This window comes from Ruegeria sp. HKCCD4884 (genome assembly GCF_013110855.1).
Taxonomy (GTDB): Bacteria; Pseudomonadota; Alphaproteobacteria; order Rhodobacterales; family Rhodobacteraceae; genus Ruegeria.
Genome location: NZ_WVRJ01000022.1, coordinates 1 through 23,482 on the forward strand (window position 1 = coordinate 1; position 23,482 = coordinate 23,482).

The following is a 23,482-nucleotide window of genomic DNA, read 5'->3' on the forward strand; positions in this document are numbered from 1 at the left end:
TATTGACTGTGGTAACTTCTTCGAGCGGAGATTCAGAAACGCATTAGAGATTTGACCCTCGCTTTTAAGGTTTGCCCAATTACGCATGCTTAGGGCTGGGAACCACCAATCAGGCAAACCACAGAGAACAACAGTACTGAGCCCATACCCGACCGACATCGTAAATCGAACTACTGTTGTGGCGAGTACCAAATCGGCGAAGTGTAGGCACGTTCCTGTGCTGTCATAAGGACGCCATCCGGCATGTTTATTCCGAACTTCACTGCATCATACGCCGTCCAGCGAGGGGTCGGAATTTCTATTACCCGGGCATAAAAAAATGCGCTTTCCGAGGGATCGAAATCCGGGTCTTCCCACACGGCTCCCAGCTCAGAGGCTCCAATCGTGTTAGTCCACGAGGGGATAGAAAGGTCCACTGTGGTGCCTACTGACGGCAACTTACCAGCGGCATCTGGTTCGCGGGAACCAGACCAGGCCACGTCGTAGACTTTTTCCCGTTGCTCTCCATCTGCATCTATCCAGCCCTTTATGATCTGGATTCGATCCAGGTTTGCTCCCATCGGATCACGAAGCGCATATACCAGAAAAGAAGGTGCGCCTTCACCTGGGCCAAGATCGCCACCCATCGGCACACCCTTAGTGTATCCCACTAGCGCCAAGTCCCGCCGCAAGGCATCCTCTTCGGTAAAAGAATATCCTCCGAACATTCGGACGCGCATTCGAGGTCCTGTCGTTGCGTAGGTTTCACGCCGATGCATCGCATCCCAAATGGCTTCGCGGGAATTCTCTTGCGCCCATACAGCTGTCAAACCACCAGTAATGTATTGCGACGAACGCAGCGCAACGTTCCCGTCAGCATAGGTCTTACTGACATGTTGGCTGCGCTCTTCGCTGGGCTCGTAACCGGTGAATTTACCGAAGAAATTATCGTTGTCTGGTGCTGTCAAACCTGTGTGCGTGTCACTGGCTCCTCCCATACCAAACTTGAAAGGGTTTACTCCCAAAACCTTTTGCAAGGCTAAGCCGCGAAGCAGCCCAGATCGAGCGTATTCGCCAGACAACATTTCCGGCTCTTTCGGAACAGAAGCATCCAGATTGCCGTAATCCCATGTTTCGAAGTCAGCAAATTCATCGTCAGGTGATAGGAACGGGTGGGCCTCACCATCTCCCTTAATCTGAGTTGGTTCGTATAGTCTTTCCCATTTGTTTCGCGCTTCTGCGTATGCGGGATCTAACGGCACCCCATCCGCGAAGTCATCGACTAACGGGAACATCCAGCCGTTAGACAAGTTCCCATTATGTGGAATAGCAAGTACACGCCCGCCTGTCGTTTGCTCATAGTTTTCCAGCCACTTCCAAAGATCACGAGGGTTGGGTGAGCCCACAGGTGGCGTCGTAGTATAGGGCAGTATCTGTCTTGTGAGCTCAGGGCCGTCGCGAAAGATCACATTTCGGTGCAAATTGTTCCCTGCAACGAGAGATGTCCATTCATAGGCGATGAAGGTGCTGAATACGCCTGGATCGTTGTACTCTTCCGCGGCATCGATAATTTCGTCCCAAACTCGGGCGTACGCGGGGTTGCCCGGTTGATAGTTCAGCGCAGGCGAAACCTGTCCTTGAGCAAACGCCGCTGTAAGCTCGAGCGCTGCCGCTAGTGCGGCTTCTCCACCCTTATTGAATTCTTCATGGAAATATCTGCCTTGTTCATCTGCCAAGATGTTGGGAGCACCTCCGATGATGTCAGTGATCGCACCCATCGCATCCGAATGATCTGTAATCATGAAGAAGTCGAGAGGCATCGACAACTTTACTGGTTGCCCCGTGTTCGACACAACTTCTTCTCCACGCGCAAACCGATAGGCATCGCGCGGCATGAGGCGCGTACCGCCTCCACCAGCATCCCCGGAAAGGCCAGTATGAACGTGAGTGTCACCAAAATAGACTTGTGTTGGATACGCACGTTCAGCGTAAGGTGAATAAGGTCGACCGGAAGGACCGGAAAGGCCTGTCGGATTTATTGCATCCTGAGCTAAGACTGGGCTCACCAAAATGAGAGCTGCTGGCAAAACATAGCGAAACAATTTTTCCTCCATAATTGAAGGCACCATAGCACAACTCTGCTCAGGAAGTTATTTCGACTGAGTTCGAAGGTTTGCTAAATCCGCATTGCAGACTCTCACGAAAAAACTGCGAAGGACCTCGTCGAGCGCGAACTTGCTTCCTTCCTGCGTTGCCGCCAATGTCTGATTTCAAGCACACTATAAGGTTAGTTTCAGATGATCGATGTCGATCAAGTTCGTGCCGATACCCAAGGTATTGCTCATTCAACTCATCTTTTGGCCTGTGGCTCAGCGCTCATGCCCACATGCGTTGTGGAAGCCGTTATCACGCATACCCAGCTTGAGGCGCAAATCGGTGGGTATGAGGCGCAAGCCAGTCAGGCCGAACCTTTAGAAAAAGTGTATCGTTCGGTGGCCGGACATATCGGTGCTGCTGCTCACGAAGTCGCCTTGATGGAGAACGCAACAGTCGCTTGGTGCCATGCGTTCTATGCCCTTCCGCTAAAACAGGGTTCGCGGATTCTTACCTGTGAAGCGGAGTATGCGGCCAACTATGTTGCGTTTCTCCAAAGAGCAAAACGCGAGAACTTGAAAATCGAAGTCATACCGTCTGATGAAAACGGAACGTTGGATCTGGCCGCGCTTGAGGAAGCGATGGGGGATGATGTCGGTGTTGTTGCAATCACTTGGGTCCCTACGAACGGTGGCTTGGTGAACCCGGCCGTCGAAGTTGGTCGTATCGCAAATGCGCACGGCGTTCCCTACCTTTTGGATGCATGTCAAGCAGCGGGCCAGATGCGGATCGATGTTGAAGAACTCGGATGCGATTTTCTGTCAGCCACAGGTCGAAAATATCTACGTGGGCCGCGGGGGACAGGGTTTCTCTATATCAAAGACAAATGGTTGGACTTTTTGGAACCCGCGATGATCGACCATTTTGGTGCGCCTTGGGTGGCTCGAGACAAGTATGAACTGCGTGACGACGCCAGGCGGTTTGAAACCTGGGAAAACTCCTATGCACTACGGGCAGGACTTGGAGCGGCAATCGACTATGCCGACCAGATTGGGATCGACCAGATCAATGATCGTGTTACGTTTCTAGCCGAGGAAGCGCGAAAAGCTCTCTCGGAAGTGTCGGATGTAACGGTGCGAGATTTGGGCAAATCTCGTTGCGGAATTGTCAGTTTCTCTATTGAGGGGTTTGAAACCCAATCAATCGTCAAGCAAATGGCAGCGTCAGGTTATGTCATCGGGGCATCAGCCCCCTCGAGTACGCGGATCGACTCGGAACGTCGTAACTTACCAACGCTGCTGCGCATCGCGCCCCATTACTACAATACGGAAGAAGAAGTGCGCGGTGCTGTAGAACGTCTCTCTTCTCTTATTCATTGAAGCAGCGCTAGAGCTTGCCTCAAAAAGCAGAAGTTGCGGGCACAGATAATAGACCGCTTTGTCCGCGAAGCTGGTATTGCAAAGTCTGGTTGTGAATGTCCGCTTCGGGCTGCGAACGGCCTACTATGTTAACCGCATAGAACGGCAAAATTGAGCCTAGAGAAGTGGTTCGACTATTACCTCTCGATTCAGAATATTATGCTAGTTTATGCGGTTCCCACTGGTTGTCGATCCGAGACGGTGTCATTTGGCCGCGTTGCAATATAGCCTTTGAGCTTATCCTTGATTTCACGACACGCCGGATCGTCAAACAGATTAGTTTGTTCAAACGGATCCGCAACCAGGTCGTACATTTCGCCCGCGCCAGAGTTTAGTTCCAAAGTCATCTTGTGTGTTTTCGTACGAACCGTACGCAATTCCAAAGCGACACCTACGCGCCCAGGCAGTAGGCCCCACTCGTTAAGTGCAAAGTCGCGACCACCGTCGGTCTCCCAGACCTCACGTAGACTCGTGCCATGCTGTGTTTGCAACGGTTTCGCCTGCCCATAGTCCAAAAAGGTCGGCCCCAGATCGAGTGTTGAGACTGGCTCGTCCACGGCTTTACCAGCAGGGATACCTGGGCCGCGCACAATCATTGGCACTGTTAGCAAACCCTCATAGTGCATCGGGCCCTTAAGGATAAGCCCATGATCACCTAGCCAATCACCATGATCAGAGATGTAAATCACTATTGTATTCTCACCCAAACCCGCTTGTTGGAGGGCAATAAGCATGCGTCCGACTTCATGGTCAATATAGGCGATCTGGCCATAGGTATTGGCAATAATCTCGCGTAGTTGTTCATCTGTTTGGGGCGCAATTCGGCTGTAAGCCTTGCGCACATCTGCAAATTTAGGGTCTGCCGGTTCATTCTCCATCGCCGCTTTATGCCACCACGGCTTGCCCAGAAAACTACGGGTGCGGTTGGGTGGTAGGTCCACATCTTCCGGTTTGTGCAGCCACGACCAAGGTTCGGGACAATCAAAAGGGTGGTGCGGATCGGGAAAACTCACCCATGTGCAGAATGGCTTTTCTTCATCGCGCCCATGTTTCAGCCACTCGATAAACCGATCCGACGTCCAGCTCGTATTGTGAAATGCGGTGGGCAGCTTGGAATGCCACGTCTGCGCGGCATCCTTGGTGTCACCTGCGTTTTCCCACATCAAATTTGTACGTTCATCCCCGCGCCCATCGGCGTGGTAAAATCGCTCATAATGCTGACCCAATGGTGGCTTCACTGGTGCCCACCAATTGTGCCCGACCAACATCAACTCAAGATGCTGAAATCCCATATAGGGTCCGTTCCAATCCGCACCGTAATCAGCCCCAGATTGAAGGCATTCGGGCGTCCCGGTGGGCTCGTAAGTGTGGTAGGTAGAAAAGTGCGCCTTTCCGAAAAAACTGGTCTGATAACCAGCAGCAGCCATAGCTCCAGCCCAGCCCTTCCCGCCAACTTCAGGATCGAGGTCGATACCGTTGTCGTGCACCCCATGTGTGCGGCAGAGCTGCCCTGTTAGGATTGAGGCCCGCGCTGGCTGACAGACCACAGAAGGCGTGATGCAAGATGTGAAATGCGTGCCGTCTGCGGCCAGTTGATCCAGATGAGGCGTCTTCACTTTTCTCCCCATGAAGCCAAAACAATCCGCACGGTGCTGGTCTGCCGAAATCAAAAGGATGTTGGGACGGCTCATGGTTTGGCCTCCTTGCGGGAACGACTAGAGAAAAAAACAACGATAACGGCCAGCGCCATAAATGTTGCGGCTATGGGATTATTGAACAGGAACCATGCATCACCGCCGGTTGCAGCAAAGGCCTGGCGCGCAGTTTCTTCGAGGTTGCCGCCAAGAATAAACGCAATCACGAAAGGTAGCGGAGACATACCCACACGGCGCATAAGATACCCCAGCACTCCAAACCCAACCGCGAACCAGATCGCCGACATGCGTGCCTCTTGGACATAGATCGCTGTAAACGTCAGCAACAGCACAACGGGCAGCAACATGTGTTTTGGGATGCGGATCATGTACCCCACGACCCGCATAAACCCGCCTCCGATTGTCCAATTGAAGAGGTTCGCGAGCATCATGATTGTGAAAAGGCCAAAGGCCATGACCAGTTCCGGGTTAATTCCGCCCGTGGTAAACTTGAAAACCGAAGGTCCGGGGTTGAAGCCGCCAATGCTGTCAGCGGCGAGTATCAAAAAAACTGCTGCGGCATTTCCAGGAATGCCGAGGCTGAGAACCGGAATAAGGTTTGCGCCGGAAACTGAACTGTTAGCCGCCTCAGTCGATGCAATGCCCTCTGGCGCGCCTTTACCAAACTGCGTTTCCTCGGGTGACTTTTTGGCGTGACGCCGACTTCCAGTGGTAAACCCGAGCGTCGCGGCCAAAGTGCTCCCAACCCCGGGCAATGCCCCGATGGCTGTGCCGATGACGGCAGAACGGGCGATATAAGGCGTGATGCGGCGAAGATCAGAGCGACTCAAATGCTGGTCACCGATTTCATTGTACGACAACCGCTTTTGAGTGCGGCGGTGGTCATGCCAAAGGTCCTCAATAGACTTAAAGACCTCGCCAAGGATTAATACGCCAAGAATTGCAGTCGCAACTGGAAATCCTTGCGCCAGCGTCTGCGTACCCATTGTAAGGCGCGGATAGAAGTCTTCACCCGTTCCGATGTAGACCGCCAACAAGCCGAGCCCCATTGAAATCAGCCCTTTGCCGACAGAGTCCCCTATTACCGAGGCAATGAAGGCAAGCGACAAGACCAACAGCGCGGTTTTCTCAGGCAAATCCAGATAAGCCTCTACAAGCACAGCTAAAAACGGCGCACACAGGATCAACACAATATCCGAGAAAGTGTCCCCCGATGCCGAACTCACGTGCGCGATTTTCAAGGCCTTGCGTGCCTTGCCAGCCTGCGTCATCGGGTAACCGTCAAGTGTGGTCATGAATGCATCTGGTGTGCCGGGTGTATTGAACAGAATCGCTGGCACCGCGCCGCCAATCGTGGCCCCTTTCATGATCCCGATCAAAAAGCCCATTACAGGCAATAGCGCATCAGGCGAAAAGCCGAAGATTGAAATCAAAATAGGCAGTGAAATTGCCATTGCCATCGGCCCTGCCAAACCCGGAGTTGCTCCCACTGCAATGCCCAATAAGAAACCGAACAGCACCATCATCGGGGTCACCGGAACACCAAATCCAGCAATCGAAAAGAGGTCTGGCCCGTGAAACACCGCCGCGACACCAAGTTGGATGTAGGTCCAAACCTCCATCAAACGTCCCCGTTGGGCGGCAGTAAAAGATCGTCAAATGGCACGTCATAGAGTAGAATCAAAAGAGTGGTCGCGACCACACCAATCAAAAACGCGCGAAAGGAGGCGTGCCCTTCAATCATTGCGATGAGTGCAGCAATCATCACGCTTCCACCGAAAAAATATCCGACTATGTTCCAAGGAGCGGTTGTGCGCAAAGATGCATAGTTTTCACCTGCACCAGTCAGAGCTACTGCTGCTGGACCTGTCCAGCGCATGATGGCAAAACACACCAAAAGCAGCACTAGTAACGTGGCAAGAAATCTTAAGTTGGCAATGCGCAAGCGTCCGTCCATTACCGATAGCCGCTGAATAGCTAAAAGCATCCCCCCAACACCGATAAAAACCGCTGCCAACGTAGGCGCGAAGGCGTCTCCGATGGATACTTGACGGCGCACTTTTTCAATCAGTCCGGTATCCGTATCCATGGGAACCCACACAAGGGCGATAAACAGCGCGACCACAATGGCACCAAATGCCAAGGCGCGATTTGTTGCTTTCTCGGGGGACATACGCCTGTCTCTTTGATCGATGATAACTGGTGGCGAAGTATGACTGCCCCACCCAAAAGCGGGGCAGATTGACTATTCAGATGCGGCTTCCAGCAACTCACCCGCCTTGTCATATTCGGCTTGCAAACGCTGTTGCAATTCGTCGCCATTCTGGATCAATGGCCCGCCAAATGCCTTAGTGATCATCGCGTTGGACTTTGTTCCTTCGGTCGAAATCGCGGTTCCAATAGCGGTAGCCAATGCATCACGTACCGTTGTGTCCATACCGGCTGGACCTACAAAAACAAAGGCACCGTCAGAGTCGAACTCAACGCCAAGATCCGCAAAGGTCGGTGCATCTGGCGTCTGTTTCAGCGGTTCGGACAGCGCCGATGCCAGATTGACCAGGTCACCGGCCGCCACACCCTTGCCCTGGATACCTGCCATGAAACCTAGATCCATGTCGCCCGCGTTGACGCCATTCATAACTGCGCGACCGCCTTTGACCGAAACAATGTTGAAGTCTACGCCTTGCGCTTTACCTAGCAGATACGCCAGATCGGCTAGACGTGGGCTCATAACACCAAAACGGAGTTCTTCACCGGCATTAGCCGCGGCTACTACGTCCTCAAAACTATTCCAGCCTTTAGACGAAAGTGACACAACCCCCATTTGGAACCCGGCCGTGGTGGTGATGCCGGTGAAATCCGATGGGCCAACGCCCGCGTCCGCCGCCCGCATGTTGTACCCAAGTGTTTCCGTCACGACCATGCCAATCACGGATCCATCGTTCGGCATATCCTTAATTGCCATCGCAAGGTTCATCCCGCCCTTGCCAGTCACTTGCTCGGGAATGAATTCCCATCCGGTAGCCGCTTCAAGATCTTCCGCGATTAATCTGGCTTGGGTGTCAGCTCCACCCCCTGCTGCAAATGCGATCATCAGCTTAATGGGTCCGGGTGGCGCCCAGTCCTCGGCCTGTGCGGATACGGCCAGCGCCAAACCAAGAGCAGTAGCAGCGATGGTCTTAAGTGCTTTATTCATAGCGTTTCCTCCCTAACGCGATCCACCAAGCATCGCCGGAATTAAGTTGACCTGTCAACTAAAATCGGTTGACGTGTCAACCAAACTCCTCCTACCATCAGGCAAGTGAAGGGTGATTTATGAAAATGGACAATGACCACCATCTAGGTCCCTATGAGGAACCTTTAGAGCAGATGATCACCCTGCGTCTGTCGCGGGTTTATGCTCAATTGAATGCCCAAGCTTCGAAAATCCTTAAGGAAACTGCGGGGCTCTCTCAGGTGCAATGGCGGGTATTGGTAATGCTTATAAGCGTTGGTCCGCTGGCGCCACATCAGATCGTTCGCCGCCTTCTGATGGATAAAAGCCAACTCAGCCGCACAATTAAAATCATGGAAAAGGAAGGCCTGCTATCCGTGCGGGAAAGCGAATCGGATAGCAGATCGTCCGTCCTACATATCACCCCGAAAGGACGCCAACTTTACGAAAAAGCACTGCCGAGAATGCGGAGCCGCCAGTCCGCCTTGAATGCACAGTTTACGGCTAAAGAACGTAGAAACTTCATAGAAGTGCTCAAACGTATCGAAGCTGCGACGCAGGACTTCGAAAAGGAAACGTCATGACAAATTTTCTGGTGATCATGTCGGACGAACATCAAGCGCGTGCCATGGGATGTGCCGAACACCCATTTGTGCAAACACCAAATCTGGATGCACTGGCGGCTCGAGGAACCCGCTTTAGTAACGCCTATACCCCGTGCCCGATCTGTGTCCCTGCGCGCGCGAGTTTTGCGACTGGCCAACCTGTCCATGTCACACGGCTCTGGGACAATGCAATGCCCTATACCGGTCAGATAAAGGGTTGGGGTCATGCCTTACAAAGAGGAGGCATTCCTGTCGAAAGTATTGGCAAGCTACACTACCGTGCGCCGGAGGATCCAGCGGGTTTCGACACTGAGCATTTGCCTATGATGGTGGCAGACGGCGTTGGCATGGTTTGGGCTTCGATCAGGCGCGAGGATGAGCGCGTGAGTGTGAAACCTCGTATGCTTGGCGAGTATATTGGTCCAGGTCAAAGTAAGTATACAGAGTATGATGCAGCCGTCACAAAGCGAACCGAAGAATGGCTTTTGAACCGAGCGGAAGAAGACGACGACCAACCATGGTGTCTATACGTTGGTCTTGTCGCACCGCATTTCCCCTTGGTCTGTCCTCAAGAGTTCTTCGAAATGTACCCTTCTGATATCCTTCCTCCAGCGAAACTCCACCCAAATCAAGGCCACGTCCGTCACCCATGGGTAGAAAAACAAAATGCTATGATGGATAGCGAAAACCGCTTCGACAGCGAAGAAGAACGGCTTGCAGCCATGTCGGCCTATTTCGGTCTTACGAGCTGGCTGGATAGCAATGTGGGTCGAATCTTGAATGTTTTACAAGCAAGCGGCATGGCTGATGACACAGTAGTTGTATATACGTCCGACCATGGCGACAATGTTGGCGCACGTGGGCTTTGGGGAAAATCCAATCTCTATGAAGAGAGCGTTGCAATCCCGATGATCATGGCCGGGCCGAATGTGCCCATCGGTATTTGTGAAACGCCAGTCAGCCTTCTGGACCTTTCTGCTACTATACCTGCACACTTTTGTTTGGACTTTGCTTGTGCAGGGCAGTCACTATTTGAAATCGCTGCTGCCCCCCCGCACTTACACCGTGCAATTCTAAGCCAATATCACGCCGCCGGGGCCGTGTCCGGAGCATTCATGCTGCGCCAAGGAGGCTGGAAGTTGAACCAGTATATCGGCTTCGAACCAGAGCTGTTTGACCTTTTGGAAGATCCGGAAGAATTGACAAATCTTGCCCCAGATCCTCGTTACAAAGATAAGCTGCTGCGAATGCAGGAGGCTATGTCGCACCACGTGGATATCGAAGCTGTCGACGCATTGGCATTTAACGATCAGGCCGATTTGATCGCACAATATGGGGGGCGCGAAGCTGCGTTGAAGCTCGGTGCTCCCGGCGCAACACCGCCGCCGGGGGTCACGTAATGAAGCTCACTATTCTAGGTTCTGGCTCTCCTGAAGCCTACGTCCGCCGTGCCTCCAGCGGCTACCTTCTAGAAGTCGGGAATGACGTGATCTTGTTTGATTGCGGGGGTGGCGTGTTTGACAACCTTTTGCGCTCGGGTCGCTCGCCTTCAGACATCACTCACCTTTTCTTCACGCATCTGCATACGGACCACATGATGGACTATGCGCGCCTGGTACATGCCGCTTGGGACGAAGGTGCCGCGCCCCTCAAAGTGTTTGGTCCGCCGCCTATCGCGCTAGTCACCGAGGGGTACTTCGGCCCAGGCGGCGTCTTATCGCACGACCTCCGTGCACGCACAGATTTTGTACCGAGCCAAGAAGTCTGGAAAGCACGCGGAGGCAGTTTGCCACGGCCTTGGCCAACGCCGCAGGTACAAGAGATTGAACCGGGTTTTTCGTACGAACGCAAAGACTGGTTGTTGACGTCGTGCGAAGTACCTCACGCGCAACCCTTTCTGTCCTGCCTTGCATTCTCTGTGCAAAGTGAAGGCAAGAAATTTGTCTACTCGGGAGATGCTGGATTGTGTGACGACTTGTCCGCTCTAGCAAAAAACGCCGACCTTTTGCTTCACTGGTGCTACCGCTTGGACGGCGAGCCCGCTCATCCCATGATGGCTACCCTGACGCCCTCCCCATCTGAGATTGCTTCAAACGCGCACAGCAATGGCGTCAAACAACTTCTGCTTACTCATTTCCGCGTGCATATGGACACCGAGCCCTCACACACTGCTGCTTTGAACAATATAAAGAGTGTCTTTCAAGGGGCGTTCGGGATTGTCGAAGACTTACAGGAGTACACGCTCTAAAATGATTGGATTCAACAAGGTTCAAGTCACAAATGTAGAAACAGGTTAATGATATGAATCACTGGATTGTTCTTTTTGAAGACGCACCGGAGATGTCGGCGGTTCGAGAGCAATTATTTGTGGACCACCTCACCTACCTTACAGCTCAACCTCACATCTTTGTTGACGGTGCATCACTTGCACCAAACGAGACCGCCAAGCCCGTCGGTGGCCTGTGGATTGTTAATGCCGTCGATAGAGACAGCATTGTCCGGCTGATCGAAGGCGACCCGCTTTTCCGATCCGGCCATCGAACTTTCCGGATATTTTCTACTGGAAAGCAATTGTCTGTCAGCTGACGGGCGCAGCTTAACGGGCGGCTTGAGGCGACTTGTTTCAAAATCCGCGTTGCCAAGTTTGGGAAGCTCAATTTTGAAGGTCCGCTTCGGGCTGCGACCGGCCAATCATGCTAACAGTAGACAACGATAAAACCGAGCCTTACGCAGTCGTTTGTTCGCCGGCACGGCCGTACGCTCACAGGAATCCCAAATTTGCAAAACGATAGCCCAAGGCTGGTCAATCAGAGTGCTTAGAGGCTTGGATTTAGGTCAGTAGCGCTGATATATTTACCATAATGTCTATTACACGGAATTGACTTGAAGCAGCGGGCACATTCTAAACTGGGTTGCGACAAATCCCCTATCTTGGAAGGTCATGGCTACTCAAAAGGGTTTGGAAAGACCCGGCGTGCGATGAAGAAGCCAGTCACTCTAACACCAGGAAAACGCCTGTTGAGGACGGCTTTCATTGCCTTGAAATGCGTTCCCGCTGTCAGAACATCATCAAATACGCCAATGTCCGTAGGAGATGGATCGCACAGGTTTTCGTCAATCTGATAAATGTCTACCAGTTCGTCAACGCTCGGCCGCGGTTTGTTTCCGGCTTCATGAGCCGCCTCTGTTGAAACCGTTTGTGTAACGAGATTCCTGACGTCCAACCCTTCCTGGATGCCTCGGCAGATTTGTTCCATACGATCATCGTAGTCTGGGTGTCCGAAACACTTTGACCCTGGAACAGGGATGAGCGTGCTGGTCCTCAACCAGCCTGGGTCTAAGGCCCCTCTTAGCGTATTGGATGCCTGACGTATTACCTGCGCCTTATAGTGGTAGCCGCCCTTTGAAAGTCGTTCACTCGGTTTCTTTTTGAGGTTCGAGATGATCTGATTGGCCTTGGAAAAGCGGAAATCCCGCCCCGAAGTGTATTCCAAAAGGTAGAAGCACTCATCATGCGGGGTTAGGTAAGAATGGTCACCCCTGTTGTGATCGTCAATTTCAGAGAGGCGCATTTAGTCTAGAGCTCTCCAAATGTCGTTCGGTTCGCGAACCCTGATTGCGCCCTCTTTCTCAAAGCGAGCAGGCCATGTGATGGCTGGATTTTGGAAACAGCTTTCTAGGATAAACAACTTGCGCCCTTGATAGAGAGCTGCACGCGCTTGTGTAAGAGTGCCAGAGGTTTCGCCAGCCTCGACAATAATAGTCCCCTCCGTGAGGGCACTCATCGTCGCGTTCCGCTCAGGGAAATACTGTCTTTTGTGCTGGAATGGCTGGACCTCATAACGCAGAACCGGAATCTGAGAAATCAGCAAGTGTTCCCTTGCAATGTGGTCCTGTAAATCACGGTTTTCTTTTGGGTAGTATTCGCCAAGTGGCGTGCCGATCACTGCAATTGTAACACCTCCGGCCTCCAGAGCCGCAGTGTGTGCGGCGGTATCGATTCCTGTCGCCAGCCCCGACACGACGGCGAAATCTCGCTTTACGAGTTCCTTGGCCAGACGTGCGGCCCTGCGGGCACCATCCTCTGATGGTTTACGGCTTCCAACAACAGCAAGGCCGCGCATTTCACTGAGTTCCCAAGCCCCTTGGTAGTAGAGCAGTTCGACGGGGTACTTGGCATGGCGTAGCTTCTCAGGATAGTCACCAGCTTTGTGTATTCGAACGCCGAATTGCTTAACGCCTGAAGCAAAAAGCTTCTCAATGGTTCTCTTGGCGGCGGCGTCGGCGTCTTGCGGAGAAACAAAGTCTGAAGGCAACGCAGTTGGATCACTCGCAAACCTTTCAGCCAATCGTTTGAAAGTCGCTCCCTGCTCTAAAAACAAGGCTTCGTATGCGCCAAGCTCACGACGCGGCGAAATCGGGGCAAGAGCGGGTGACCTGCTATTGGATAATGCCAGCTTATTCACAGCGACTGAACGCTGGTACATTGCTCATTTGCGTCTCCCAGATAACCACCACCGAGGGTGATTTGTTTGCAGCAGTGTGCCTCAGACCATAGCGGTAAGACAATACCAATAGATTCCCGGTGCATCAGGAGACGAGTTGTCGCTTGCCAATCAGGTTCAGACCCCTCCCCTACGAAACCGCTGGATCAGTCTTACCGCATTGAGCGAAATACAGGTGGCTGAGTACGACGCGCGAATGCTTGCAACCACTGGCTGCGCCACGGTATATTTCCTGTACTATCAATGACTCACGAGCAAGAATGTTATTAGAGCCCCCAACCGACTTTAACACCGATTGGGAACCGAATTATTGTGTATCAGCTTTCTCAATAAGCGATCACCAAATCTGGTAGTACAGCACCATAGTTCACTAAGATTCTTGGTCGCGAACCAACTTCATGATCGTCTCGCTATGCGACAAGCCAAGTCGCGCACAAAGCGGATCAAATTCAGTGATACATATAAATTGGTCGACCGCCACCAAAGCTGGATTTGCCAGACTAGTAAGCCCTGGCCGAAATGGCTTAACTTCTTCTGGGCTCCAGACGACCGTTTCATATGGAAGCACGAGAGGCCCCAGAATGATTTTTCTATCTGACATTTCGCTCATAACAGTATTCCTATCGTTGTGGCATGAATGAGCGCCCGGGATATTCCCATAACTCCTGAGCACAACGCTGGATGGTGAGCTGCCAGCCTGTTAAATAAATCACAACTCCAAAGGTTCCGATACCCGGAACAATTGCGGGGTTTTCATAACTCACATTGTCAGTTGTCCCGACTACACTCGGGCACATTGTCGGAGTACGTAATTAATGAGACTGAATCTTTGAGACTCGTCGCCCCCTGAAATCAGCGGATTAGTGCTTCGGCAATTTTCACTAGCTCATCCGACTTTGATGCTCTTTTGACGTTGGGCAAGCGCGTTGAGCCAGTTCTGCAATGCATCAAACTCCCGATCTATGTCATCCGGTGTCGGTGCTACTGGGTTCAAGGCATCGGATGCTTTGTGCAGCAGCTCAGAGCAAACTCCGTAATGTTGGCGCATCGTTGTCGCATCCGCTTCCGTTATCGCTGAGAGCTTCGCAAAGCCTTTGGTGTCCACCTTGGAGGAAAAAGTCCTCAATACCGGCGCAACAGCATCTTCTATGGCGGTTTCCCACGTCTGCCTAAGGCTATCGATCAACCCTCTTGCAGTAACCAACCAAACTGTACTGTCTGGATCATTTTCATACTGAACACGGCAATTCTCAAGGTGCTTGCGCATTGTTGCGAGGCGTGCTTGCGCATCTTGGGCTCTGTCAGGTGCTTCATTTCGGCAATGACCGGGTGTCCTGTTCTTCTTCTGGATGTGCCTTAAGGCGACGTCGGTCCTCATCCCAGGGTCATCCACATGGGCGCAAGCGCTCCGGAGCATGAAAAGAAAAGGCAGGTCGTGAGTAAACACTATCACCTGCCTGGTCCGCCCTTCTTCGGCCAACCTTTGTGCGATGGCCTTTCTGTGAAGGTGGTCCAGCGATGAAACCGGATCATCGAATATGATACCAGAGCCGCTGTCGTTGGTTGCAAGTTCGGCCATGAAGCCAGCAAGAGCGACGCAGCGGTATTCCCCTTCACTCAATATATCACCGGCATTGCTTGAACTGCTTTCGATTAAGCTTACACGGAACCGAGAAACGCCATGCTGTGATCGGGCTTGTGCTAGTTCAATTTCGAGACCAGCCAGATTTAAATGATCAATCTCCCTGAGAAATCTGCCACGCAAACGATCAGTTATCAAAGCCTCAGACAGAGATGTGTTTTTCTGAGTAATGGAACCGGGTCGTGTGTCCTTGAGAGCTGTTTCTAGTACATCGACCTGTATCATGCGGTCTACTTCAGCCGTGACATCATCAACGATTCCCGCCAACCATTGACGATCTTGCAGTTCGCTAAGATCCGCTTTCAGAGCCTTGCGGTCTTCGCTTTCATCATCGGCCAACATAACTTGCGCTCGGCTTTCGAGAGCATCCATGACCGCATTCAGAGGAGTTGGATCGAAGCTAGCCAGTTCAAGAACGGTATCACCGTTGGATCCAAGAGCGAGCCGTCTTCGCCACATCAATAGCAGAGCTGCCCGGCGCAACTCATCAGCAAGCTCAGGCTTTCCAAGCTCATCACCAAGAAACCGTCTTGCTTCCAAAACCTTCGTCATTGAAATTGAAGTCTTGGCTATCTGGTCTCGTATGGCATCCAATGCTTGCTGTGCGTCTTTTTCTTCCTTTTGTGTCTTGTCCTGAACGAAGTCCTCAAACCGTTTCAACCGAGTGCTGGCATCCCCATCCAGTTCCTGCTGGCAAAGAACACAATGTGATCCAGCGTCCGCCACAGGGAAGACGATGCCGGGATAAGCTTCTTGCACCGAGTAGGCCCTGGCTGCGTCCCAAAGCGCGAGCCAGGTTTCGGAGCCAACACCTTTTAGAGTTTCGTCCTTGGAGAGCCCTTTTGAGGCAACGGCAGCCGCTTCGCTCTTACTCTTAAGGTCCGCAGCAAGGCTTCTTAGCTTTTCGATGTTTGCCGAGGAAACCGAATTGAAGACGTTCTGCAAATCCTCATGGAGCGACTGCAATCTAGTTCTTTGCGCCCGTAGCCTCCTAGCTGCGGCTTGAGGGTCCTGTGCAAAGTCTGCATTGAGTTCGGCCAGCCGGGCAACCTCTACCTCAGAAAGGTTGGCAAGTTCAGACACCGTTTCTAAATCTGTATCCTTGCTGAGAGACGCGATGGCCTGACCCACCTGAGTATCCTGGGAACACTTGGGCGCAGAAATGCTTTGTGGAGTTTGCCGCTTCAAATCCGCAATTTCGCGGTCCAGGTTTTCTTTGACGCCCTTGCATGACAATACAAGACGCTCCAGCAACCTCATTGGGAATGGAGTATAAGCCAGATCGTTTGTTTCCTCGACGTGCACGTTAGCCGTCCGTGTGTCGAATACACTAACCTCGGAAAGCAGCGCGGCTGACGCTGAGTCACTGGTCCATTCTGATTTCTGAACCTGCGCTCCGGCGTGAAATTCGACCTCTGCGCGCTGCGGTCCAGTCGGCGTTCCATAGATATTGGCCAGAATCTCGTCTTCGCGCCCGCGTTTCCATCTGGCTCGGCATGCACTTTTCAGGATGCGGACGTAACCGGATTTTCCAGCACCATTGTCCCCATAGATTATGGTTACACCCTTTGGAATAAAGGTGAGCAACTGGTTTTCTGCGAGCGCGTTGACGTTTTGAACATTGCGGAGAGCTTTCAAGGCAACTGTAGGCGCACCCGACTTCTGAGCGGTGATATGCTCCGATGCCAATGGGTCAGCTGGCAGCGTAGAGTTCTTGCACAACTCTGTCAGTTCAAGGATTTCCCTATCTGACAACGGCTCCGTGTTGGAAACCAATCGGCGCAGTGCGTCCCTTTGCCAAACCGGTCTACCCTGGGACCAGTCCAGAATGTCTTGCATTGCCTCAGATTCAGTTTTGATCAACGTACTATTCCAGATGTGTTTATTGCATCAATCTCTGGCGCGCCTCAGCGACCCCAGTCTCAAACTTGATCTTCGTCTGCCACATCGAAAAAGAGCCAGAGGACAATCATTGATCCAAAGGGTGACCAGAAAACGGAGATGATCCACCAGGGCCAAGGGCTGTGACCGCGAGCTTTAGCCATGTCACCGACGACACTGAAGATCAGCCAGATCACTAGAATAGCGAAGACAAGTACTAGCAGCGGCACCAATAGATCAAGCAATTGGATCAACTCCCTCTGCGGTTAACCGGTCGCACAGTTCGTTGAGCACAGGAAGTGCATTTTGCCTGACCTGGTCTTCTTGCTCCATTCGTAGGAGAACGGCTGGATTTTGTGTGCCTTCGAGGTGACCGTACTTTATAACATGATGAACAGATAGCTCATCAACGCATGCAATCAGAGCTTTGCACACTTGGACGGCGAGGTCTTTTGGCAGGTCTACAGTTTCATTCAACAGCTGGTGCCTTTCCTGATATTTTATTCGCCACCGTGACGTAGACAGTATTCATTTCGATGTAGGCGCTTCCATTCGTCGAGGGAGCACTGGGAGGCAACTTGGTTGCCGCACAGCTTTCCGCTTTTCAGGATTTCTTTGCAAAGTGCTCGTCCATCATGTGTTTGCCACTCTTCGAATTCCTCAGGCTCGATTCCTTGGAGGCGAAGAACGTAGGGCAACCCTTCTTCGAGGTATCTTAAAACTTGTTGAGGCGTTAGCGAGACGTATGTGACTTGACAAAAACCGCCACCAAACTCGACTACGGTGTCAAGACCAGCGTCCTGCATCGCCTGAATCGTTCTTAAGTCGTATTCTGGCATTTCTACCCTCTACTGGAATTTCCGATTTTCAAGAATTGGATTCCGTCGTCTGAATCAGACGCCAAAGTCAAACAAGCGCGATGAGTACCTTTCTAGTAGACACTCGACGCTGGCCCCACATGAGTCTCTCCTCTGGAGCCACTTTCGTTGCGAAGACAAGAAAGCTCGTGATCGATTTGTGTCCGAGTTCTCTCGAAAATAGAAATACAAGCTGGCCATTGCCCGGTCCATCGCCCACAGGTCTCTTGATGAGCAGATAGAATGCTCGGTCGAAGTAGATGCCTTCCCGCAGTCGTAGCTGGGTCCTGCCAGACCCGTGGGAAGTCCGTCAGATCGCAGACCAGCTTCGGCAGCAATACACCACCTAACAAAACCCGTTTTCTTCAGTTCCGCTTTGGTTGCCGAAGTGTATTCCCCAAGGAGAGACGCAAATACTTCACCACCGAACAGTTCATGCCCACGCCTTAGAGTCCGCTCCCCCTGGGCGGTCCAATAGGATGGCTCGATCCCGAATAAGCTCACGCAGTTTCCCGCCAAGCCAAAATACTCCGATACTTGGCGGGTAATCCGACGCGGTGTAGGCCTTTCAGCGGCCGTTGTAACTTTAAACCCATCCTGGATATGCACATCGATATCGAGCAGCTGTGCAATGGCAGGGGTTATTGGCAACAAAGGTTCTTCTGGCCGTGCCATTGTAAAGTATTCAATGGCCTGTCGGCTCAATCCAACCTCATTGAGAAAGGCACCAATCTTGGCATTTGCCACTCCAGATTCAGGTAACTCTAAATCCCCATCTTTGTTGTTCACCAGCCGGTAAGCGGCATGAACACTGATATCAGCATCTGGCGACATGTACCTGCGAACACCTGAAACCCAAATGACTGCACAAATCGAGTGACAACCATCACCATCCAGAACTAACGTGGTGAAGCCACGAATGGCGATCTCGGCGCCTATGGAAATTCCGGTATCTACATTCCCGCCCGGGGACTCCAGAAACACGATTGCTTTCTCAGTCTGCTGGGCGAGATCAAAAAATGTATCGTCGTCCCCGAATTCTATTGGCCCCCTGATCGATATAATCTTTTGATCAGAGGTCAGACCCTCGGACAGAACTATCTCGGCTGCTGAAACGGAGCCTGCCAATAGCCAAAATGCGACTCCAAGGCACCATTGCGAGATCAGAGAGACGAGCGGCATCCTGATTGCATTAAATCTCATCTGGAAACTCAGCAGCTTTCTCTACTTCCATCAGTTCAGCTTCTTGTTTGCGTTTGGCGATGGTCTCATGAAATTCTTGGGCTTCAATATCTCTGAAAAAATCAGCTTCCGGTGCTAGGCGTTTCACGGCTTCCTCCACCTCATCAACAGTGACCCGAAAAAACTCCTTGCGGTAGTTCGCTGTATTGACCCGACGATCCTCGTATTCCGCGTGAAGAGCTCTTTCCAGTGCCGGCGCATCATCTGAGTAAATCATGGCATGGGTGTCGAATAGAAAGGGTACACTGGCATCTCCCAATTCCCGCACACGGTCGTAAGGTTCCAACCGGCGTGTCATGCCGATCTTGATAACATCTTCGCCAAAAGAGCCTATGTTCGATATGATGTAGACGTAACCCGATTTGGTCATTTCAGCCATAGCCTGAGCACGCTCGTTTCTCTCACGGGCTTCTTCTAGTTGCTGTTCGAGTTCCGCGACCCTCGTGTTAGCGGCATCGATTTCATTGGAAGTTGCCATACCTGCTTCCGCACGGGCTTTATCCAGCAGCGCCTGGTATTCTTCTTCCTTCTTTTGAGCCGCCGCCGCTTCTTTTAGTAACTTGGCCTCTTCGCGGGCAAGCCTGGAAGCCTCGGCCCTCTCATCCTTTTCGACTTTAAGGCACTCTCTGTATTCATGTGCCAACCAAAGCTCCTCGAGCTTCAGGTCAATATAGGGCTGCTCGATGATTATGCGGTTAGATTCATTCAGCTTGTCGATCTGAACCCGAGCATTTCCGATCCGTTTCTCCATCGCGTTCACATTGTTCCACCGTGTATTGGCGATGGCTGCTTCGCATTCATTGTTGAACGCCCTGAGAGCCAGCCGGATATTGCGGCCGGTCATGGTTTTGCCTTTTGACTTACTGCCATCGAGAGTCCACTCGATGTCACAGGTAACCGCTGTTTTGGCGGACACCATGGCCTTTTGGCGGGATCGCACTTCCTTGATGGCTTCTTTGTAGCTCTCACTGTCTTGGAACTCGAAGTGAGGTTCGTACACGCCAAGCTCGGCGAAAGACAGCCGGTCATCGTAAACTGCCAGCTCTGACTTTAGGCGGTCGAACACCGCTTTCTTTGATTTGTAGTCCGCTCTGATTTGCTCGGTAGACCTCTCCAACTCCGACTTTGTTGCAGCCAGATCTTGGATTTCTTTCTCAATATCCAGAACGCCGCTGAAGCGACCTTCAAGAGCTTCGCGTTTGGAGATTTCATCCGCCTTATCTCTTTCCAGTTCTTGAACTTCTTCGTGGTGTGCCTCCTCAAGGCTCCGAATTTTCTTCCTTTTGGATGCCATCATGATGATCAACACAATCACAAAGAGCGGCGATGCTAAGATCAGCCAAAGTGCAAAATCTGCCACAGTCAATGCTCGCTATTTGAAACGTTTCTCATAATCACGGTCAGCTTATCATTCGCGGATAAATTGAAAAGATATCGCAAAAATACAAGTCATGGAAAACCAGCACCCTAATGGATTTCGACGTCTGTCAGCCGGCTAAAGTTGTCCCCGTTTATCCACTGAACGGCTTGGTCGACTCATCATAGTTTGAAGTCACCCTAAGCAAGAAAGGAAAGCAAATGGGACGCTTCAATGGACATGATCACAGCCAAGATGAAATCGACAATCGCGCAAACCAGCTCAACCCGGAACACGACACATACTGGACTGACCGCGGGTATGACGAGCGCCCAGATGACTGGGAGAGCGCCTACTACGATGAGGACTAAAACCCCATCGAGAACTCGTAAGAGGCTGCGTGTTTCATAGCCTCTTTCAGTTGATCTTCGGGCACATCTCGAAATGCCTTGAAGTCATCAAAAGGAGTGATCGGATCGAGGCCCAGGTCCCGAGTTTTTTGCAAGCGTCTGTACAGCTTTTGACAAAAACAGGCGATGTTTGCGAGGTAAAAGAGTTCCTCGGCCGATCTCTTCGACATGAAAGACTTCATGTTTTCATTGATTTGCAGGCACTGCTTATGGGGAGGAACAACCTTCCCGGCGCGGTACTTCTTCGCTTCCCGCTGTCTGGTGTCGTCGTCTTCGATATGCTTGAGCGCGAGATCTGCAAACTCCGAATGGGTCTCGACACCTTCCGCTGCCGCCAGCGTCTGATCCATGAAGTACCGGATAGCCATCAGATCTCCGGTATCAGGATGTCTCGCATTCATCAGATCATAGATGTTCCAGGCACGATCTGATGGAGACCCCAGCCTACTGCCTTCCAGCATGACCATACGAGCGATAGCCGACATCGTCATTGCCTGTGCCGGCAGATGCCATTCATCGGGGATATCGTCCCGATTGGTGCGTAGAACAGCCAGATACCACTGCATCGTGTCCGTATTCGCCCAAGGCAAATCTGCCACCATCTGGATCGCCGCTGCACGCTCCCCACTCCCCCAGAGACCCCTACAGGCGATTGAGCCCTTCGCCAACGCGCTTACGAATTCGACAGTTTCAGGCAAAGTCTGCTTCAATCTCCAGGTGAAAAGGTGCTGAGCCCAATATGTAGCCACATCTTCATAAGTTGCCGAGTGAAACCACCCTTGGTACTCCTCATCCAGTTCAAGTTTTTTCAGAAAGTCATTAACGGCTTTGATCGCTGCCCTACCCCCAGCACTCTTTTTCATCTGACCTATGGGGGTGTTCTTTGCTTCGGCGCGCTGCCATGCTCTGTAAGCCGCCTCGTTACTCTCTTTGCTGCCGAGAACGATGGACGTGAAGTTACGGTCTACAACCCTGAAGGCGTCATCTGGCTTTGGAAATAGGTACATGATTTGAAATCCATACTTCAATGCGGGGTAGAAAGCGGTGCAAACGTATCGCGAGACGCTGAAACACTATCAACCACACCAGTTTCCCGGCCGCGGCGGACAGCTTGTCGCTCCACTAATGTATCTGACAGCAAGCCCTTCGGTAATCAGTTTGCTTCCGACATCCTGGCCTTCGACATACAGACGCCCACAGAGTCTTCCGAAGTTGCGCGCTTGCCTGATGAATTTTCCGCGTGCCACCGTGCCTCACTCAGTATTTTTGGGACTTCCTAGGGCAGGAGATCCCCCCTGCCCCACTGTAAGTTAAGTAAAGTCTTGTCTTTACTGAACTAAAACTCAAAGTCGACATCGTGCTTTTCGAGGAAAGCCAGCATCGACTCCTCCATAGCCACGACGACACTTTTGCCCTTCTTCTTGGCAACTTTGTCCCATTTGCGATAGAGCCGAAGGTTCACCTTTGTGGAGAAGACTTGTTGGCGCGCCGCCTTTTTCTCTTTTTCCAGGCGCAGCTCAATCTCATCTTCCAGCTCTTCAGGGTCGAGCTCCCTACCCGCGTCTGCTTGGATCTCGGCGATCATGCGAACACGTTTGGCATGCTTGGTGTCAGAACCTGATGGTCTCCGACCATGCTTGTCCTTGTAAGACCATGGCTCATCGTCATCCATTGTGACTTTACCGATTGCGGATGTATCTGCACTCATAGCTGAACTCCTTATTTGTCGGCGCGTTCGCGCAGAAGGGTGAAAATTTCGTTGGTGATGGCTTCTACATTCTCAACCGCAGAATCCAGGTTGGAGCCTTGGTAGCGCGCTGGCAGATCGACATAGTCGCCTCCTGCGGAAACCATTGATTTGAAGATCGGCCGATGCGCCAACTGCGCACGCATGAGGGGGGCGTTGTTCTCTACCAGAACCTGGCGCATGTCCTTGCTGATGTTCGCCTCGATTGGGCCTGCTTCAGTGAATGTCAAAAGCACGCGTGCCTCGATATCACGTCCAAGAATCTTACTGCGTGACCGAACCCGTTTCAGGACCTGGACGGCCGCCTTTACATCTGGAAGAGACGCCTGACCTGGGATCACGACCAGGTCACTCACCAGAATTGCGTCAATGATGCTTGCATCGTCAGAGCCTTCGACATCGATCAGAACGACATCGTATTCGTCGGCGGCATACAGGGCTTGCTCTGTGATCTCTTCGCGTTCGACATGTTGAACGGTGATGTTCTCTGGGATCTCTTTGATATCCGACCAGCCAGATAGCCACTTCTTCGGATCGCTATCAAGGATCAGGACCCGCTTGCCGGCCCGTGCTGCCTCAAGAGATGTGAGAATACATGTAGTGCTTTTTGCGCAGCCGCCCTTCGAGCTGCAAAATGAAATAGTCGACATAACAAAATCTTCCTCAATGATTTTTTGAAGAGCTGCTCGGCTCAATGAGGAAGATACGAAGTAAAGGTTTAGACAGCGTTTACTTTACAAGACTGGCCAAGACTTTTCTTTGAAAGGCAGGCCTTTACCGACCTTTACTAGTAAAGTCTGAACTTGACTCGTCTTTACTTTACAAGACTGACCTATCGATGCCCCTTATTTCATAGGGTTTGTGAAGTTTGACATT

General features: G+C 51.9%; 20 protein-coding genes. 6 read left to right on the forward strand and 14 right to left on the reverse strand.

The window, feature by feature from the left end:
- Positions 1 to 170: 170 nt before the first annotated feature.
- Positions 171 to 2,081 carry a DUF3604 domain-containing protein gene (locus GS636_RS21650; RefSeq protein ID WP_253762968.1) on the reverse strand — a complete coding sequence of 637 codons (1,911 nt, stop codon included), beginning with the start codon at positions 2,079 to 2,081 and terminating at the stop codon, positions 171 to 173.
- A 195-nt stretch (positions 2,082 to 2,276) separates the two neighbouring features.
- On the opposite strand from GS636_RS21650, the gene GS636_RS21655 reads away from it, so the two are divergent.
- Positions 2,277 to 3,452 (forward strand): aminotransferase class V-fold PLP-dependent enzyme, encoded by a 1,176-nt coding sequence (locus GS636_RS21655; RefSeq protein WP_171672669.1) that lies wholly within the window; start codon positions 2,277 to 2,279, stop codon positions 3,450 to 3,452.
- A 206-nt stretch (positions 3,453 to 3,658) separates the two neighbouring features.
- Here GS636_RS21655 and GS636_RS21660 read toward each other — a convergent pair whose 3' ends face one another.
- The 4 genes from GS636_RS21660 to GS636_RS21675 form a co-directional block, all read right to left on the reverse strand.
- Positions 3,659 to 5,182, reverse strand: a complete 1,524-nt coding sequence (locus GS636_RS21660; RefSeq protein WP_171672671.1) for a sulfatase-like hydrolase/transferase — start codon at positions 5,180 to 5,182, stop codon at positions 3,659 to 3,661.
- The gene (locus tag GS636_RS21665) at positions 5,179 to 6,768 is read right to left on the reverse strand and encodes a tripartite tricarboxylate transporter permease (RefSeq protein WP_171672673.1); all 1,590 of its coding nucleotides are present in this window, start codon (positions 6,766 to 6,768) and stop codon (positions 5,179 to 5,181) included. Before GS636_RS21665 ends, GS636_RS21660 begins: the two co-directional genes overlap by 4 nt.
- A complete protein-coding gene (locus GS636_RS21670) occupies positions 6,768 to 7,319 on the reverse strand; it encodes a hypothetical protein (RefSeq protein ID WP_171672676.1) in 552 nt (183 codons plus the stop codon). The genes GS636_RS21665 and GS636_RS21670 overlap by 1 nt, the downstream gene beginning before the upstream one ends.
- A 72-nt stretch (positions 7,320 to 7,391) precedes the next feature.
- Positions 7,392 to 8,342: a tripartite tricarboxylate transporter substrate-binding protein gene (locus GS636_RS21675; RefSeq protein ID WP_171672678.1), complete on the reverse strand. Its 951-nt coding sequence runs from the start codon at positions 8,340 to 8,342 to the stop codon at positions 7,392 to 7,394.
- Between the two features lie 119 nt (positions 8,343 to 8,461).
- Between GS636_RS21675 and GS636_RS21680 the strand changes: the two genes are divergently transcribed.
- The 4 genes from GS636_RS21680 to GS636_RS21695 are packed head-to-tail and all read left to right on the forward strand — an operon-like array spanning position 8,462 to position 11,551.
- Entirely contained in the window at positions 8,462 to 8,944 is a 483-nt protein-coding gene (locus GS636_RS21680) for a MarR family winged helix-turn-helix transcriptional regulator (RefSeq protein ID WP_171169398.1), read from the forward strand.
- Positions 8,941 to 10,365 (forward strand): sulfatase-like hydrolase/transferase, encoded by a 1,425-nt coding sequence (locus GS636_RS21685; protein WP_171206964.1) that lies wholly within the window; start codon positions 8,941 to 8,943, stop codon positions 10,363 to 10,365. Before GS636_RS21680 ends, GS636_RS21685 begins: the two co-directional genes overlap by 4 nt.
- Positions 10,365 to 11,213, forward strand: coding sequence for an MBL fold metallo-hydrolase (locus GS636_RS21690; RefSeq protein WP_171672680.1), 849 nt, complete (start codon positions 10,365 to 10,367; stop codon positions 11,211 to 11,213). The genes GS636_RS21685 and GS636_RS21690 overlap by 1 nt, the downstream gene beginning before the upstream one ends.
- A gap of 53 nt (positions 11,214 to 11,266) precedes the next feature.
- The gene (locus GS636_RS21695; RefSeq protein WP_171672683.1) at positions 11,267 to 11,551 is read left to right on the forward strand and encodes a YciI family protein; all 285 of its coding nucleotides are present in this window, start codon (positions 11,267 to 11,269) and stop codon (positions 11,549 to 11,551) included.
- 359 nt (positions 11,552 to 11,910) lie between these two features.
- Here GS636_RS21695 and GS636_RS21700 read toward each other — a convergent pair whose 3' ends face one another.
- The 6 genes from GS636_RS21700 to GS636_RS21725 form a co-directional block, all read right to left on the reverse strand.
- Positions 11,911 to 12,537, reverse strand: coding sequence for a hypothetical protein (locus tag GS636_RS21700; RefSeq protein ID WP_171672685.1), 627 nt, complete (start codon positions 12,535 to 12,537; stop codon positions 11,911 to 11,913).
- Positions 12,538 to 13,452 carry a DNA-processing protein DprA gene (locus GS636_RS21705; protein ID WP_170782351.1) on the reverse strand — a complete coding sequence of 305 codons (915 nt, stop codon included), beginning with the start codon at positions 13,450 to 13,452 and terminating at the stop codon, positions 12,538 to 12,540. It lies immediately after the preceding gene.
- A 904-nt stretch (positions 13,453 to 14,356) separates the two neighbouring features.
- Complete coding sequence (locus GS636_RS21710; protein WP_171672687.1) at positions 14,357 to 16,975, reverse strand: AAA family ATPase; 2,619 nt, start codon at positions 16,973 to 16,975, stop codon at positions 14,357 to 14,359.
- A gap of 518 nt (positions 16,976 to 17,493) precedes the next feature.
- A complete protein-coding gene (locus GS636_RS21715; protein ID WP_171672690.1) occupies positions 17,494 to 17,832 on the reverse strand; it encodes a hypothetical protein in 339 nt (112 codons plus the stop codon).
- Between the two features lie 54 nt (positions 17,833 to 17,886).
- Positions 17,887 to 19,053 carry a hypothetical protein gene (locus GS636_RS21720; RefSeq protein ID WP_171672692.1) on the reverse strand — a complete coding sequence of 389 codons (1,167 nt, stop codon included), beginning with the start codon at positions 19,051 to 19,053 and terminating at the stop codon, positions 17,887 to 17,889.
- A complete protein-coding gene (locus GS636_RS21725) occupies positions 19,043 to 20,452 on the reverse strand; it encodes a DUF4041 domain-containing protein (protein ID WP_371808766.1) in 1,410 nt (469 codons plus the stop codon). The genes GS636_RS21720 and GS636_RS21725 overlap by 11 nt, the downstream gene beginning before the upstream one ends.
- Before the next feature lie 218 nt (positions 20,453 to 20,670).
- Here GS636_RS21725 and GS636_RS21730 point away from each other — a divergent pair, with 218 nt between their 5' ends.
- Positions 20,671 to 20,820 carry a hypothetical protein gene (locus GS636_RS21730; protein WP_171672694.1) on the forward strand — a complete coding sequence of 50 codons (150 nt, stop codon included), beginning with the start codon at positions 20,671 to 20,673 and terminating at the stop codon, positions 20,818 to 20,820.
- Here the strand turns inward: GS636_RS21730 and GS636_RS21735 are convergent.
- From GS636_RS21735 to GS636_RS21745, 3 genes are all read right to left on the reverse strand, one after another.
- The gene (locus GS636_RS21735) at positions 20,817 to 21,866 is read right to left on the reverse strand and encodes a hypothetical protein (protein ID WP_171672696.1); all 1,050 of its coding nucleotides are present in this window, start codon (positions 21,864 to 21,866) and stop codon (positions 20,817 to 20,819) included. The two genes, GS636_RS21730 and GS636_RS21735, sit on opposite strands and share 4 nt — an antisense overlap.
- Before the next feature lie 329 nt (positions 21,867 to 22,195).
- Positions 22,196 to 22,567, reverse strand: a complete 372-nt coding sequence (locus tag GS636_RS21740; protein WP_171672699.1) for a hypothetical protein — start codon at positions 22,565 to 22,567, stop codon at positions 22,196 to 22,198.
- Between the two features lie 11 nt (positions 22,568 to 22,578).
- Positions 22,579 to 23,301, reverse strand: a complete 723-nt coding sequence (locus tag GS636_RS21745) for a ParA family protein (RefSeq protein WP_171672701.1) — start codon at positions 23,299 to 23,301, stop codon at positions 22,579 to 22,581.
- Positions 23,302 to 23,482 lie beyond the last annotated feature (181 nt).

Bases quoted from the DNA above. Each gene is read 5' to 3' on its own strand.
- GS636_RS21655 (WP_171672669.1), top strand. From the start codon at position 2,277: ATGATCGATGTCGATCAAGTTCGTGCCGATACCCAAGGTATTGCTCAT.
- GS636_RS21660 (WP_171672671.1), bottom strand. From the start codon at position 5,182: ATGAGCCGTCCCAACATCCTTTTGATTTCGGCAGACCAGCACCGTGCG.
- GS636_RS21665 (WP_171672673.1), bottom strand. From the start codon at position 6,768: ATGGAGGTTTGGACCTACATCCAACTTGGTGTCGCGGCGGTGTTTCAC.
- GS636_RS21670 (WP_171672676.1), bottom strand. From the start codon at position 7,319: ATGTCCCCCGAGAAAGCAACAAATCGCGCCTTGGCATTTGGTGCCATT.
- GS636_RS21675 (WP_171672678.1), bottom strand. From the start codon at position 8,342: ATGAATAAAGCACTTAAGACCATCGCTGCTACTGCTCTTGGTTTGGCG.
- GS636_RS21680 (WP_171169398.1), top strand. From the start codon at position 8,462: ATGAAAATGGACAATGACCACCATCTAGGTCCCTATGAGGAACCTTTA.
- GS636_RS21685 (WP_171206964.1), top strand. From the start codon at position 8,941: ATGACAAATTTTCTGGTGATCATGTCGGACGAACATCAAGCGCGTGCC.
- GS636_RS21690 (WP_171672680.1), top strand. From the start codon at position 10,365: ATGAAGCTCACTATTCTAGGTTCTGGCTCTCCTGAAGCCTACGTCCGC.
- GS636_RS21695 (WP_171672683.1), top strand. From the start codon at position 11,267: ATGAATCACTGGATTGTTCTTTTTGAAGACGCACCGGAGATGTCGGCG.
- GS636_RS21700 (WP_171672685.1), bottom strand. From the start codon at position 12,537: ATGCGCCTCTCTGAAATTGACGATCACAACAGGGGTGACCATTCTTAC.
- GS636_RS21705 (WP_170782351.1), bottom strand. From the start codon at position 13,452: ATGTACCAGCGTTCAGTCGCTGTGAATAAGCTGGCATTATCCAATAGC.
- GS636_RS21715 (WP_171672690.1), bottom strand. From the start codon at position 17,832: ATGCCAGAATACGACTTAAGAACGATTCAGGCGATGCAGGACGCTGGT.
- GS636_RS21720 (WP_171672692.1), bottom strand. From the start codon at position 19,053: ATGAGATTTAATGCAATCAGGATGCCGCTCGTCTCTCTGATCTCGCAA.
- GS636_RS21730 (WP_171672694.1), top strand. From the start codon at position 20,671: ATGGGACGCTTCAATGGACATGATCACAGCCAAGATGAAATCGACAAT.
- GS636_RS21735 (WP_171672696.1), bottom strand. From the start codon at position 21,866: ATGTACCTATTTCCAAAGCCAGATGACGCCTTCAGGGTTGTAGACCGT.
- GS636_RS21740 (WP_171672699.1), bottom strand. From the start codon at position 22,567: ATGAGTGCAGATACATCCGCAATCGGTAAAGTCACAATGGATGACGAT.